12 protein-coding genes are annotated in these 14,624 nt (G+C 70.4%); 8 read left to right on the forward strand and 4 right to left on the reverse strand.

Going from position 1 to position 14,624, the window contains the following annotated elements; translation table 11 throughout:
* Positions 1–133: 133 nt before the first annotated feature.
* The 3 genes from ACZ619_RS41095 to fdxA all read right to left on the reverse strand — a co-directional run bounded on the left by ACZ619_RS41095 (position 134) and on the right by fdxA (position 2,442).
* Positions 134–934 (reverse strand): IclR family transcriptional regulator, encoded by an 801-nt coding sequence (locus tag ACZ619_RS41095; RefSeq protein ID WP_469610662.1) that lies wholly within the window; start codon positions 932–934, stop codon positions 134–136.
* A gap of 189 nt (positions 935–1,123) precedes the next feature.
* Positions 1,124–2,125 (reverse strand): NAD(P)/FAD-dependent oxidoreductase, encoded by a 1,002-nt coding sequence (locus tag ACZ619_RS41100; protein ID WP_469610664.1) that lies wholly within the window; start codon positions 2,123–2,125, stop codon positions 1,124–1,126.
* A complete protein-coding gene (gene fdxA / locus ACZ619_RS41105) occupies positions 2,122–2,442 on the reverse strand; it encodes a ferredoxin (RefSeq protein WP_469610666.1) in 321 nt (106 codons plus the stop codon). The genes ACZ619_RS41100 and fdxA overlap by 4 nt, the downstream gene beginning before the upstream one ends.
* Positions 2,443–2,646: 204 nt before the next feature.
* Here fdxA and ACZ619_RS41110 point away from each other — a divergent pair, with 204 nt between their 5' ends.
* The 6 genes from ACZ619_RS41110 (at position 2,647) to ACZ619_RS41135 (ending at position 8,542) form a co-directional block, all read left to right on the forward strand.
* Positions 2,647–3,999, forward strand: coding sequence for an aromatic ring-hydroxylating oxygenase subunit alpha (locus ACZ619_RS41110; RefSeq protein ID WP_469610668.1), 1,353 nt, complete (start codon positions 2,647–2,649; stop codon positions 3,997–3,999).
* Positions 3,996–4,526: an aromatic-ring-hydroxylating dioxygenase subunit beta gene (locus tag ACZ619_RS41115; protein ID WP_469610670.1), complete on the forward strand. Its 531-nt coding sequence runs from the start codon at positions 3,996–3,998 to the stop codon at positions 4,524–4,526. The genes ACZ619_RS41110 and ACZ619_RS41115 overlap by 4 nt, the downstream gene beginning before the upstream one ends.
* A 21-nt stretch (positions 4,527–4,547) precedes the next feature.
* On the forward strand, positions 4,548–5,759 hold the full coding sequence (locus ACZ619_RS41120) for a Dabb family protein (protein ID WP_469610672.1): 1,212 nt from the start codon (positions 4,548–4,550) through the stop codon (positions 5,757–5,759).
* Positions 5,756–6,937, forward strand: a complete 1,182-nt coding sequence (locus ACZ619_RS41125) for a hypothetical protein (RefSeq protein WP_469610674.1) — start codon at positions 5,756–5,758, stop codon at positions 6,935–6,937. Before ACZ619_RS41120 ends, ACZ619_RS41125 begins: the two co-directional genes overlap by 4 nt.
* Before the next feature lie 166 nt (positions 6,938–7,103).
* On the forward strand, positions 7,104–7,886 hold the full coding sequence (locus ACZ619_RS41130; RefSeq protein WP_469610676.1) for a CoA transferase subunit A: 783 nt from the start codon (positions 7,104–7,106) through the stop codon (positions 7,884–7,886).
* Positions 7,886–8,542, forward strand: coding sequence for a CoA transferase subunit B (locus tag ACZ619_RS41135; RefSeq protein ID WP_469610678.1), 657 nt, complete (start codon positions 7,886–7,888; stop codon positions 8,540–8,542). Before ACZ619_RS41130 ends, ACZ619_RS41135 begins: the two co-directional genes overlap by 1 nt.
* A 180-nt stretch (positions 8,543–8,722) precedes the next feature.
* Here ACZ619_RS41135 and ACZ619_RS41140 read toward each other — a convergent pair whose 3' ends face one another.
* Positions 8,723–9,796: a TauD/TfdA family dioxygenase gene (locus tag ACZ619_RS41140; RefSeq protein WP_469610680.1), complete on the reverse strand. Its 1,074-nt coding sequence runs from the start codon at positions 9,794–9,796 to the stop codon at positions 8,723–8,725.
* Positions 9,797–10,374: 578 nt separating this feature from the next.
* On the opposite strand from ACZ619_RS41140, the gene ACZ619_RS41145 reads away from it, so the two are divergent.
* The gene (locus tag ACZ619_RS41145; RefSeq protein ID WP_469610683.1) at positions 10,375–12,261 is read left to right on the forward strand and encodes a DNA/RNA helicase domain-containing protein; all 1,887 of its coding nucleotides are present in this window, start codon (positions 10,375–10,377) and stop codon (positions 12,259–12,261) included.
* A 194-nt stretch (positions 12,262–12,455) separates the two neighbouring features.
* On the forward strand, positions 12,456–14,573 hold the full coding sequence (locus tag ACZ619_RS41150; protein WP_469610726.1) for a DUF2075 domain-containing protein: 2,118 nt from the start codon (positions 12,456–12,458) through the stop codon (positions 14,571–14,573).
* The last annotated feature ends 51 nt before the right edge of the window (positions 14,574–14,624 follow it).

Raw genomic sequence — 14,624 nt, forward strand, 5'->3', positions numbered from 1 at the left:
GTGGTATAAAACGTAATCTTCCGCCCCCCGGGGGCCCCCCGGGCCCCCCCCCCGGCCCGCCCCCGGGGGTGGGGGTTGGGCCCCCCCCCCCCGGGGGGGGCCCCACAACCACGTCAGCCGTTCCGGGACCCGTTCAGTCGCCGCCCGGCCCGTCCTCCGAGTTGCCCAGCCGCTGCGACAGCGCCCGGGCGGTCTCCACCAGCGCCAGGGCCATCGGCGACGAGACGTCGTCGGAGACCGTGGCCGTGGTGCCGACGATCGCGAGCGTCCCGCTGATCTTGTCGCCGTCGAAGATCGGCGCCGCGATGGTGCGGACCCCGTTGACCGTGGGGGAGTTGACCGACAGACCGTGCTTGCGGATGGCGTCGAGCTCCTCGTTCAGCTCGGCCGACCGGCGCACCGCGCGCGGCAGCGCCGGCACCTGCTCCGGGGGCAGGAACGCGAGGAAGACCCGGCCCTGCGCCGAGGACGTGAGGTTCAGCCGCGAGCCGACCCGGACGCTGATGCGCACCATGTGGTCGGTGTTGTCCACCGAGCGCACCACGGTCGCCGACTCTCCGTCCCAGACCGACAGCACGATCGTCTCGTCGATCCGCCGGACCAGGCCCTCCATGTACGGCTCGGCGGCGGCGACGATCGGCAGGCCGGCCCGCGCCGCGGCGGCGAGGGTGAGCACCTGGGGGCCGAGGGAGTACAGCGAGGTGCGCTCGTCGTAGCGCAGCAGGTTGGCCGCCCGCAGCGCCTTGGTGTAGCGGTGCGCGGTCGCCTTGCTCGCACCGAGCCGTGCGGTGATCTCGTTCAGGCTCATGTGCGGTTTGCCGACCGTGAACGAGCCGAGGATGAGCGCGGCACGCTCGACCGTCTGGATGGTCGGTGCGGTCCGGTCCGGACCGTCCTTCTGCTCTCCGGTGCCGCGCTGCACCTTCGTGACCATGGTCGTATCGCTCCTGTTCGAGCTCGGGGAGAGGAAATGGAATAACGGACGAGACGCCGTATCGGATGGAGAAATGGTACGGCGGCTCACAGCCGTGCGGGAAAGCGTACTCAGGTTCTGGTCGGCCGCCGACCGCCTCGGACCACGGGGCCGGGAAGAGCGTAGGGCGCCCCTCCCGGCCCCGTGGTCTCACGCGTCGGAGGAGTGTCCCGGAGTGACGGAGCGCGCCGGATCCAGCAGGGCCGCCGCGTGGTTGACGGCGAGGGCGGCCTCACCGAAACCGATCGAGATGAGGCCGACCCTCCCGTCGTAGTCGGCGATGTCACCGGCCGCGAAGACGCGCTCCCGGCTGGTGCGCATCGTGCGGTCGACGAGGATGCGCCGGCGGCGCAGTTCGAGCCCCCACCGCTCGATCGGGCCGAGGTCGGCGATGAAGCCGAGCGCGGCCACGACGGACCGCGCGGGCAGGGTGATCCGGTCGCCGTCGGAGCCGGCGACCACCACCTCCGAGACCGCCCCGTCGGCGCCCTCGCCGGAGATCTTCTCGACCTCGTACGGCGTCAGGACCCGTACCGTCGAGTTCCCGACCTGCTCGACGCTGCGCTCGTGGGCCCGGAACCGGGTGCGCCGGTGCACCAGCGTCACCGACGCGGCGATCGGCTCCAGGGACAGCGCCCAGTCCAGCGCCGAGTCCCCGCCGCCGACCACCACGACGTCCTGGCCCGCGAGTTCGTCCAGCCGCGGCACGAAGTAGCGCAGGCCGCGGCCCAGGTACTCGGAGCCCACCGGCAGTTCCCGGGGGATGAAGTTGCCGATGCCGCCGCAGACCAGCACCGCGCCCGCGCTGATCCGGGCGCCCGCGTCGGTGGTGGCGACGATGCCCGTCCCCGTGTCGTCGAGGTCGGTGACCCCGTGTCCGAGCAGGTAGACCGGGTTCCACCGGCCGGCCTGCTCGGCCAGCCGGTCCACCAGGTCCTGGCCGCGGACGGCGGGGAAACCGGCCACGTCGTAGACGAGCTTCTCGGGGTAGAGCGCGGCGATCTGGCCGCCCACCTCGGGCAGCGCGTCGGCGACCGCGACGCTCATCCCGCGGAAGCCGGCGTAGTACGCGGCGTACAGCCCCGTCGGTCCGGCGCCGATGACGAGCAGGTCGACCGAGACCTCGGTGTCCGGCGCCGAGGACCCGCTCACGCGACCGCGTCCGGGTGGTCGTGGCCGACCCGGCCGACCTTGCGCGCCCCGCCGGGCGAGCCGAGCGGTTCGCCGCCGAGTCCGAGCGTGAAGAACTCGGCGTTGACGCGCTCGAACTCCCTGCTCTGCTCCGGGAGATCCTCGTGGTGGAAGATCGAGATCTGCGGGCACACCGGTTCACAGCGCCCGCACTCGACACATTCGTCGGGCTGGATGTAGAGCATCCGGTCGCCCTCGTAGATGCAGTCGGCCGGGCACTCCTCCATGCACGACTTGTCCATGACGTCGACGCAGGCCTGAGTGATGACATACGGCACGAGCTTCTGCCCTTCACACGGTCGCACGGAATGCGAGACGGTGTCTTTCAATGTGAAATTGGATGATGACGACACCGGACAGGCGTGTCAACCGTCGGTTGAATCCTTGACAGCGCGACTGTGCTAGGGGACGCTACTGCGACATGCGAGATGGCGTCTCACAGCGCGCCACTCGGGTCGGGACTTGTGAGAGGCAAACTCCCTATGGGCAGCAATCCCCGGACCGTCCCAGCGCCGATGATCGTCGAGGACTGGGACCAGCTCACCTTCCGGGTCAACCGAGAGGCCTACCGCAGCGCGGAGATCTTCGCCCGGGAACGCGGCTGGGTGTGGATGCACACCTGGCTCTACCTCGGTCACGAGACCGAGATCCCCAACCCCAACGACTTCAAGGTCCGCACCCTCGGCGGACGGCCGCTGATCTTCTGCCGGGACACCGCCGGCGAGGTGCACGCGTTCCTGAACTCCTGCCCGCACCGCGGCACGGTGCTGTGCCGCGAGACCGAGGGCTCGACCCGGCTCTTCCAGTGCTTCTACCACGCCTGGACATTCCGCAACAACGGCGAGGTCGCCGCGATCCCCGACGCCGACGCCTACGAGTCGAGCGACGGCTTCCGGGCCTCGATGGGGCTGCGCGCGGTACCGCGCCTGGAGATCCACGAGGGGTACGTCTTCGTCTCCTTCGACCCCGACGTCCCGCCGCTCCTCGAACACCTCGGCGACGCCGCCGACTACATGACGATGATCGAGCAGCAGCACGTCGGCGGCATGACCACCCTGCCCGGCACCCAGCTCTACAGCGTCCGGGGCAACTGGAAGCTCGCCGTCGAGAACGCCATGGACGGCTACCACTTCGCGCCGACCCACAACACGTTCGTGGGCTACCTGCGCGAGAGCGGCTACGCCGTCAGCGACGACAACCAGTACGCCTACGACCTCGGCAACGGCCACGGACTGCTGGTCCTGACCGGCCACGGCGGCCGCATCAGCATGATCTGGGAACCGCGCTTCGGCGAGGACGAGAAGGTCCGCACCGAGCGCCACCGCGCCGAGATGACCGAACGGCTCGGGGAGAAACGGGCACACCACGTCGCCGACGAGAGCCACATCCTCTTCGTCTTCCCGAACCTGCTGCTGTTCGACATCGAGGGCCTCTCGATCCGGCAGCTGGAGCCGGTGGCGCCCGACCGGACCGACGTCCGCGCCTGGCAGCTGGTCCCGCGCGAGGAGGACCCGGACACCCGGGCCCTGCGCATGAAGACCGTCGTCAGCTTCGTCGGCCCGGGCGGCCTCGCCACCCCGGACGACATCGAGGCGTACGAGGCCGTCCAGCGCGGCATCCAGGCCACGGCCGGCACCGCCGCGCCCGAGCTGGACTACAGCGACATGTCCCGCGGCATGGCCGACGAGGTCAAGGGCGTACAGGGCAGGTCGACCGACGAGGGCGCGATGCGCGGCTTCTGGCGGCACTGGGTCGACGCCATGGGCATCGACGAGGCCCTGGAGGTCAACGGCGACCGGCCGGCGTCCTTCCTGTCCGGAAGGGACGTGCGATGACCGCTCTCCGCAACCCCGGTTCCCACACCGTGCCCTGCGCGGGCCGCACCGTCACCCGCCCCGAGGTCGAGGACTTCCTCTACACCGAGGCCGACATCCTCGACCGGTGGGACTACGACGGCTGGCTCGCCCTGTTCGAACCCGGCGCCCGCTTCGAGATCCCGACCACCGACCACCGGGCGGGCTGGTCGCCGCACTCCACCGGATCGTTCGTCGACGACGACTGGGACCTGCTGCGCGCCCGCGTCAAGCGGCTGAAGTCCCGCAAGGCCCACGCCGAGAACCCGCACTCGCGCACCCACCGGCTGGTCTCCAACGTACGGCTGTCCGAGCACACCGAGGACTCCTTCCGGGTGTCCGCCTCGTTCGTCGTGCACCGCGCCCGCGACGGCCACTTCGACGCCTACGTCGGCTGGTACGAGCACCTGCTGGTGCCCACCGACGACGGATTCCGGTTCCGGCTGCGGCGCTCCCGCCTCGGCCACGAGTCGCTCGCCGCGGGCGCCCGGCTCAGCTTCATCCTCTAGCCGGCCACGGAAGGCGACCCGATGATCCGACACACCCTGTCCTTCCGTTTCGCCGACGGGACCGACCAGGCCACCCGCGAGTCCGTCCTGGCCGAGCTGCGGACCTTCCCGGACCGCTACCCGGCCATGCGCGGCTTCCTCCTCGGCGAGAACATCAGCACCCGCGACCGGACCTTCACCCACACCATGGCCGTCGACTTCGACAGCCGCGACGACCTGCTCGCCTACCTCGGCAGCGAGACCCACGAGACCTTCGTGCGCACCCGCTGGCGGCCGGTCATCGGCGGACAGGCCATCACCTCGTTCGAGTACACCGAGCGGCCCTCGCTCGCGCCAGGAAGGACACCGCCGGTGAGCACCCGCCCGCACGGCCCGTACGGCATGGAGTACGCCCGTATCGAGGTCCCGGACATGCAGGCCACGATCGACTTCCTCGAATACCACGTCGGACTCCAGCTGGAACAGCGCACGGACGAGTACGCCTACCTGCGCGCCGACATCGAGCACCACGCGATCGAACTGATCCACGCCCCCGAGCGCACCGACGGATGGACCACCGCCGTCGGCTACAGCGTGGCGAGCGAGGAGGTCCTGGAGCAGCTCCACAAGAGCGTCCTCGACGCGGGCCTCGAAGTCCTCGGACTCCAGGAGCGGCAGCGGGCGCTGTGCGACAACGGCTTCGCGGTGAAGGACCCCAACGGCCTCGTCGTCGAGCTGTTCACCGAGTTCCAGGAGTACGCCGAGCCGCCGCACCTGGAGATCCGGCCGCTCGACCTGGTGCACCCCTTCATCGCCACCGCCAAGTACGAGGAGACGCTGGACTTCTACCAGAACGTCCTGAAGTTCCTGCCCTCGGACTACGTCGTCGGCTCCACCACGTTCCTGCGCGGCGAGGACCGCTACCACCACAGCCTCGCCGTCCAGAACAACAGCGAGCACTACGTCGCGCACCTGTGCTTCGCGATGAAGAGCCTCGACCACGTCATGCGGATGCGCGCCCGTGCCCTGTACAAGGGCGCGCCGATCGCCTCCGACATCGTCAACCACTCGGCGTCGACGTCGATCGCGTTCTACCTCCACGACACGCGCTTCGGCCCCCGGTTCGAACTCTGCGACGCGCACCGGGTGTTCACGCCCGAGGAGCACGAGACCCACCGGCCCCGCAGGATGCCGGCCGACCCGCGCAACATCGACGTGTGGCGTCCGGCCTCCGACGACTGGGGACGTTTTTGAGGCAGCCGCTGCTCGACGTCCTGCGGCTGCTCGACACCGTTCCCGCCCCGCGCGGGCGGGAACGGACGGCGGCGCACCGGCTGCGGGCCTGGTGCGCCGACCGGTGGCCGCACACCGACTGGCAGGTGCTGGAGCACGGCCCCGAGGGCGGCAGCCTTGTCGCCTCCCACGGGGACGGCCCGCTGCTCTACTCCCATCTCGACACCTCGCTGGACGACGGCGCCGCGGCGGTCAACCTGCTCGTCACCGGTGACGCGGCGCCGGTCGGCCCGCTCGCCCTGGACGGCGACACCGTCAGCGGCTTCGGGATCGGGGTCGCCCGCGGCCCGGCCGCCGCCGCCCTGGTCGCCTTCGCCCGGTCGCGGCGGGGGCGGCTGCTGCTCGCCGGTTCCGGTACGCACCGCCGCGGCACGGGCGGCGACGGCACCCCGGTCACCGGCCTGGAGGCCTACGCCGACACCCACCCGCTGCCGCGCTCGGCGATCGTGGCGAAGTGCGGCCCGCCCACCCTGCTGTGGCACGAGCCGGGCGCCTTCTACCTGACGGTCCGGGTCACCGGCCGGTCCGGCGTCGCGATGCTGGCCGAGTCCGCCACACCGCCCGGGGGAGTCGTCGCCCACGCGGGCGTCGTCCTGGACGAACTGGCCCGCTGGCGCGAGGCCTACCTGGCCGCCGACCCCCGGCAGGGACAGACCGGCCGGGCGTGCGGCATCGGCGCGATCGGCGGAGGATGGCCCGACAAACCCGACCTGCTGCCCGCCCAGTTGCGCATCGGCCTCTACGTCGTCGCCGGTGACCCCGTGCAACCGGCGCCGCTGGCGGCCGAGTTGGCGGGCCGCCTGCGGGCGCGGTGCGCACGGTCGGCACTGCGGGACTGCACGGTGGACGTGGCGGTGGAGCCGGTCGCGGCAGCCGCGGCCACCCCGTCCGACGCCCCGGTGGTGACCGCCGCCAGGGCGGCCTGGAGCGACGAGTTCGGCGCCGAGCCGCCGCCGGTCACCGGCTGGACGGGCTCCACCGACGGTGTGGAACTGCGCGCCCGGGGCGTCGACACCGTACGCCTCGGCCCCCAGCCGAGGCCGGCCGCCGGCGATCCGCGCCGCGACACGCTGTCGCTGGCGCGGCTGGAGGCGTACGCGCGCGTCTACGGGCGGCTGCTGAACGAGGTCCCGGAGTAGCCGGACCGGCTCCCGGACTCTGCGCGCCGGCGTGACACCTCCCGCCGGCGCATCTCATCGAACGACCTCACCGAGTGATCTCACCGAGTGATCTCGACGAACGATCTCAGCGAACGATCTCAGCGAAGGGCGCCGTGTGCGTCCCGACAAGGAAGTGGGCGGGCGGATGGACAAAGTGGTCGCTTCCGCGGCCGAGGCGGTGGCGGACGTCCCGGACGGGGCGTCCCTCGCGGTCGGCGGCTTCGGGCTCGGCGGGATCCCGTCGATCCTGATCCAGGCCCTGTACGAGTCCGGCGCCACCGCACTCGACGTGGTCTCCAACAACTGCGGCGCGCTGGACTGCGGCCTCGCCGTACTGCTCTCGGCGGGCCGGATAGCCCGGGTCACCGGCAGCTACATCGGCGGCAACAAGGAGTTCGCCCGCCAGTACCTGGGCGGCGAGATCGAGCTGGAGCTGATCCCGCAGGGCACCCTCGCCGAGCGGCTGCGGGCCGGCGGCGCGGGCATCCCGGCCTTCTACACCCCGGCCGGGGTCGGCACCCAGGTCGCCGAGGGCGGACTGCCCTGGCGCTACGACGGCCGCGGCGGCGTCGCCACGGCCTCACCGCCCAAGGAGGTCCGCGAGTTCGGCGGCACCGCCTACGTCCTGGAACACGGCATCACCACCGACTTCGCGCTGGTGCGCGCGGCCAGGGGCGACCGGCACGGCAACCTCGTCTTCAACAAGTCCGCCCGCAACTTCAACCCGGTGGCGGCCATGGCGGGCCGCGTCACCATCGCCGAGGTGGAGGAACTGGTCGAGCCGGGCGGGATCGACCCCGACCAGGTGCATCTGCCGGGTGTCTTCGTCCAGCGGGTGGTGGCCCTCAGCCCGGAGCAGGCCGCCGACAAGAGGATCGAGAACGTGACGGTGACGCCGGGTCCGCGTCCCGGGAAGGCGGGGCTCTGATGGCCTGGACACGCGACGAGGTGGCCGCCCGCGCCGCCCGCGAACTGCGCGACGGCGAGTACGTCAACCTGGGCATCGGGCTGCCGACGCTGATCCCCAACCACCTGCCCGAGGGCGTCCAGGTCGTCCTGGAGTCGGAGAACGGCATCCTCGGCACCGGCCGCTTCCCGTACGAGGACGAGATCGACCCGGACCTGATCAACGCGGGCAAGGAGACCGTCACCGTCGTGCCCGGCGCCGCGTTCTTCGACTCGGCCCTCTCGTTCGCCATGATCCGCGGCGGCCACATCGACACGGCCGTGCTCGGCGCCATGCAGGTCTCCGAGCGGGGCGACCTCGCCAACTGGGCCGTCCCGGGGCGGATGGTGACCGGCATCGGCGGGGCCATGGACCTCGTGCACGGCGCCCGCCGGGTGATCGTCACCATGACCCACACCGCCAAGGACGGCACCCCGAAGATCGTGGCCGAGTGCGACCTGCCGCTCACCGGAAGGCGCTGCGTCGACCGGATCATCACCGACCTGGGCGTCCTCGACGTCACGGACGACGGCCTGGTCCTCGTCGAGACCGCCCCCGGGGTCGACGCCGCGGAACTCACCGCCCGGACGGCGGCGAAGGTGCGCGTGCGCGAGGACGCCGGGGAAGGCGGCCGGTGACGGCCCTGCCCGGACGGCCGAGACGGCGGACGTGAGGGTCTGCCCCACGACACAGGACCGCCGCGCCCGGTGCGAACCGGCCGCGGCGGTCTCGTATCACGCTGGGGAACCGTCGTCCCGTCGTCCCGTCGGGCCGTCAGTGCCGGGAACGCCGCTCCCGGGACCGACGGCCCCGGGGGGTCACGCGCCCCAGTCGTCGTTGACGGTGACGGCCTCGGCGATGGTGAACCGGCCGCCCGGCAGCGGCGGCACGGTGGGCTCGCCCAGGACGACGACGTGCTTGCCGAACTTGGGGGTCAGCGGGCGCCCGACGTCCCGCTTGAGCCACATGCGCAGCAGGTGCCGGCGGCGCTCCGGCTCGGGGTGGTCGGTGTAGCTGGTGCGCGAGTGCAGGGCGGCGTAGTTGAGCAGCCACTGCACGTCGCCGGGCTGGAAGTCCATGTCGATCGGCAGACCGGACTCCTGCGAGATCTCCTCGAAGAGGTTGATCGCCTCGATCTGGTCGGACGTCAGCTGCGGAACACCGGGGTACTCCTGGGCGCTGAAGATCATCGTGCTGCCGGCGTAGGTGCTGAAGACGCCGTCGACGTAGCTGATGATCGGCGAGCTGTAGGTCAGCTCGGGGGAGTCGGGGTCCTGGCGGCGCCAGTCCCAGTGGTAGGTGTCGAAGAGCCGGGGGGCGAGGTCGGGGCGGCGGCGCAGCATCTCGTTGTAGATGGTGGTGCCGCTGACCAGGCTGGAGGCCCCGCCCTCCTTGGCGCCGTGCAGGCACATGAGGGCGACGACGTCGGAGCTGTCCGAGTGGAACGGCAGCCGGTCCCGCACCCGGGAGGGCAGCGCGCCCTCGTCGTCGAGCGTCTTGTTCGACGTGGCGATGACGTGGTCGAGCAGGTCGCCGCGCTGGTTCTGCCCGATGGGCTGGCCGAGGTGGAGGCTCATCACGAAGAAGACGGCGCCGGCCATGGTGTCGCCGTACTCCTCGGTGCGCAGTCCGCGCACCAGGATGAAGCCGCGGCCGGCGTCCATCTGCCGGGCGCACTCGTCGTTGAGGGCGCGGCAGGCGTCGAAGGGGTAGTCGGCTGCGGTGACGGTCCGCAGGTCGGGGTCGTCGGCGACGAAGCGACGGCCCAGCTCCTCCAGCTCGGTGCGCTCGGCGTCACTGAGGACGTAGATCCAGTCGGTGGACCTGGACAGCTCGTCGCCACGCCAGGCGGACGGTCCGGGAACCTGCTCTACGGGGGCGGTGGTGGTCACGGTGGTGCACTCCTCGCGAAGGTGATGGAAGGCCCTGTCCGATGTCGGTCGGCCATGACGCGCGGACGTGGCGGACGCCGGCGCGGCGGCGGTGCGTCGCGGGGCGACGCGGTACCTCAGAAGGGGGTCTGAGGCACGCCGACGGCCGTGCCGGGGCGCAGTCCTTCCCGGGGCGGGGAGTACCTGAGCGGTTCGTCGTAGGTCCGGCGGCCGGCACACGACACGAGCAAGACGCCGATCAGGGCGGCAGGCTTCACGCGGTCCGTCCTTTCAAGAAGTGCCCTCACCCTAGAAGGGGGTGATATGCCAGTCAATAGACGAGACGACATCTTGGAATGCAGTACGAAGTGGGCTGTGTCACCGGGGAGACCCGCAGGCCGAACGGGACCGCGTGCGGCCCGGGATCCACAAGCCGACCCCACGGGCGCGGTCACGGAAGCCGTACGGCTGCCGGTACCGCCAGGTACTCTCGATCACATCATCAACGCGGCCCGACGGGCTTCCGCTCCACCCCGGTGGAGTCTCGAAGGACATGCCCCCACCCGCACGAGTCATTTCGTGCTGCCTGGGGGAAGTCCTTGCTGTTCCGCGCGTCCGCGAGAACGGTCGCCGTCATGACACTCGACGGTTCGCTGTTTCTGCGCCTCACCGACCAGTTCGTCCACCTGCACGGCTATCGGCCCGGCACCTCGGAAATACGTTCCTGGGAGCGAAGCCTCCCTGTCCTGGCCGCCGCGCTCAACGACGCCGGCCTCGGCGACGTGGAGGTCATGCTGGAGTACTCGCTCCCGCTGAACAGCAAGCGCGCTGACGTCGTGCTGGCCGGAGTGCATCCGGGCACGGGGGAGCCGTCCTACGTCGTGGTGGAGCTGAAGCAGTGGAGCCAGGCACTGCCCCACGAGGACGACCCCACCCTCTGCCACGTCGACGCCTACGCTCATCCGGTCCTCAACCCCGTCGAGCAGGTGCGCCGTTACTGCGAGTACCTCGTCAACTTCAACGGGGCGGTGGCCGAACACGCGGATCGGATGGCCGGAGTGGCGTATCTGCACAACGCCACCGAGTTCGGTGTGAGCGGGTTGAGGGAGATCGAACGTGACGGCAACGGCCTGCTCTTCACCGCGGAACGCCGAGGCGCCTTCCTCGATCACCTTCGTTCGAGGTTGAGCGACAAGCACCCGGGGGCCCGGGCGGCCGACGAACTCCAGGCAGGCGTCACGGCTCCGTCGAAGCAGCTGATGTCCGTGGCGGCTGAGGAGGTGCGTGACCGCACCCAGTTCGTGCTCCTCGACGAGCAGCAGGTCGCGTACCGCATGGTGCTCAACGCGGTGGAGAAGGCGAAGCGCGCCGATCGCAAGGAGGTCGTCATCGTCACGGGCGGCCCCGGCACCGGCAAGAGCGTGATCGCTCTCCAACTGCTCGGCGAGCTCTACCGGCGTGGGGTTTCCGCGCTGCACGCCACCGGCTCGCAGTCGTTCACCAAGACGATGAGGAAGGTCGCCGGCGCCCGCAAGCGTGAAGTGCAGGATCTCTTCAAGTACTTCAACAGCTTCATGACGGCCGAGAAGAACAGCCTGGATGCCGTGATCTGCGACGAGGCACACCGTATCCGGGAGACCTCGGCCAACCGCTACACGCGCGCCGCGCACCGTACCGGCCGCGCGCAGATCGACGAACTCATCGACGTCGCCCACGTACCCGTCTTCTTCCTGGACGAGCACCAGGTCGTCCGGCCCGGCGAGATGGGCACGGTGGCCGAGATCGAGGCGGCGGCGGCGAAGCGGGACATCCCCTGCCATGTCGTCCCGCTGGACGGCCAGTTCCGCTGCGGCGGCAGCGACACCTACCTGCGCTGGGTGGTCCGCCTGCTCGGGCTGGAGCCGGGCGGGCCGGTCGGGTGGGAACCCGACGGTCGCATGCAACTGCTGGTCGCCGACGGCCCGCAGGAGATGGAGGACTTCCTCCAGGCCCGCCGTGCCCAGGGCTACGGCGCCCGTATGTCCGCCGGCTACTGCTGGCGCTGGTCCCCGGAACCCAAGCCCGGCGACCCGCTGTCGCCCGACGTTGTCATCGGCGACTGGGCCCGTCCGTGGAACCTGCGCGGCGATCGTGCCGTCTCCGGCGCACCCCCGGCCGCCCTGTGGGCCACCGATCCGGCGGGCTTCGGCCAGATCGGCTGCGTCTACACCGCCCAGGGCTTCGAGTACGACTGGTCCGGCGTCATCATCGGTCCCGACCTGCTCTGGCGCGGCGACCGCTGGGTCACGGACCGGACGGCGTCCAAGGATCCGGTCTTCAAGAAGTCCACCCCCGACATCGACGTGGACCGCCTGATCCGCAACACGTACAAGGTGCTCCTGACCCGCGGCATGGTCGGCACGGTCGTCTACTCCTCGGACCGGGAAACCCAGGAGAAACTGCGGGATCTGGCGGCTGCTGAGCGGCGTGTCGCAGCCACGACGTGAACGACAGGCCTCAAGGCCGCAGCTTTTCCGCCAACTTGCCCGTGACATGCCATGAGTTGGCGCGTCGGCCTCGCAGGGGTCTCTGCGGTCCCTAAGATCGCCGTACCAATTGCGGCCCGACGGGCTTCCCCTGAGCGAGGACATGCCCCCACCCGCACGAGTCACTCGTGCACTGGGGGAGTCACCTCGTGTCCATGCTCCTGCTGAGGCTGTCGGCGCAGGATCTGCTCACTCTGAACTCGCGGCGCCGGATGGTGCCCCACCTCGCGGCGAGGTGGAAGCACTTCCTTCGTACCGACGCGTCGTTGACCGAGCGTTCCGCCTGGGCGGAGAGCCTGGTGCACCTCGCCGAGGACCTGGTCGCCGCCGATCGCGGGAACGTCGAGATGGTCGTCGAGTGCGCGGCCACGCTCGATGAGACCGACCGCGCCGGGGCCCCGCGGCTCATCGACGTCGTCCTCGTGGGCCACCATCCCGAGGAGAAGGGGCTGTCCGTGCAGCTCGTCGAGCTGAAACGGTGGTCGACGGTGACCCGGGTGGAGCGGGCCACCGCGGACCTGGTGCATGTCCCCGGTATGGGGGAGAAGAAGCATCCCGCGCTGCAACTGCGCGAATACTACGATGCGTTCACGAGTGACAGAGGTCCGCTGTACGGGCTGGACTTCGAGTGCGGCGGCTTCGCCTATCTGCACAATGCCACCGACGCCTCGGTGCTTCCGCTGGTCGGCGTGGACGCACCGACCGGCTCATACGCCCGGGTCTACACCGGCGACCGCCGTGCACAACTGCTGTCGGACCTGCGGAGCAGCTTCGCCGCCGACGGGGCGGACTCGGCGGCCGAGATCCTGTTACGGAGCATGGGCCTGCGCAACACTCCGCTGCTCGACGCCATGATCCGCTCCAGCGGCGCGGACACGGTCTTCACCCTGCGAGGCCGTCAGAAGAAGGTCGCGGACCAGATCCTCGACGCTGCCGCCAAGGTGCTTCCCGATCCCCGTCGGCCCGCGCTCATCCCCGACGAACGACGGGTGGTGTTCCTCGTCACGGGCGGTGCCGGCACGGGTAAGAGCGCCATCGGCCTCCAACTCAAGGCCGAACTGGAGGCCGACGATCGAACGGTCAAGTATGCGAGCGGCAGCAGGGCGTTCAACGGCGCCCTCCAGGAGCATGTCGGCTACGGCGACCGGGAGTTCAGGGAAAGCTTCACCTACTTCAGCAACTTCGTCACCCCGCCCGACCCGCCACTGGACGTACTGATCTGTGACGAGGCCCACCGCCTGCGCGACCGTTCCACCAACCGCTTCTGGAAACCCGAGGACTGGGGCACGAAGCCCCAGGTGGACGAGCTTCTCGACGCCTCCCGGTTGACAGTGTTCTTCCTTGATGAGGGCCAGTCCGTGCGTCCACAGGAGGTCGGCACCGTCGCTCTCGTGGAGGACGCTGCACGGCGCTACGACGCCCAGCTGGTCCGTTACTGCCTGCGGGAACAGTTCCGGTGCGGCGGCAGCGACGCATACATCCGCTGGGTGCGGGGCGCGCTGGGGGTGTCGGACGCGGAGCCGGAGTCGTGGACCCCGGACGGGTTGATGCACGTCGAGGTCGTGGACACCCCCGAGGAGCTCGAGCGGATCATCCGTTCCGAGGCCGGGGCGGGAGCTTCCGCGCGCATGGTCGCCGGATACTGCTGGCCCTGGACGAAACCCCTGGGCAAGGAGAAGCGGCTCGAATCCGACGTCCGGATCGGCGACTGGCACCGGCCGTGGAACGCGGACAGCGATTCCTTCTGTGAGAACAAGACCGTCCCCCCTTCCAAGATCTGGTCCGTGCACGAGAACGGCCTCGGCCAGATCGGCTGTGTGTACACCGCGCAGGGACTGGAGTGGGACTGGTGCGGCGTGATCATGGGCGACGACATGGTGCGCCGGGGCGACCGCTGGGTGTTCCGCCGGGGCAAGGACCGGGAGGACAAGGAGACGGGCGTCAAGCGGGTCGCCGTTCCCGGGTCGTTCGATCCCAAGGTCAAGCCGAAGAGCGTGGACGACGACGAGTTCGCCCGCCTCGTCCGGCACGCGTACCACGTGCTGATGACCAGGGCGAGCCGGGCGACCGTGCTCTACTCCACGGACGAGGAGACCCGGAACTACCTGAAGGGACTCGTCGGAGACGTCGCGATCCACGGCCTGCGACCCACCTGGGAGAACCTGCCGGAGCAGGCGCGACAGCCACATCTGCCCCGTCCTGCCCGAGGGCGGCGCCGCCGCAGGAAGAGTCAGAAGAAGGACGCCCCACCCGGAGACATGCATCTCTTCTGACATGAGGACCAGCACATGGAGTGGCGGGCTCTCCCAAGCCCGCCACCTGCC

The organism is Streptomyces sp. NPDC104367 (assembly GCF_055583825.1).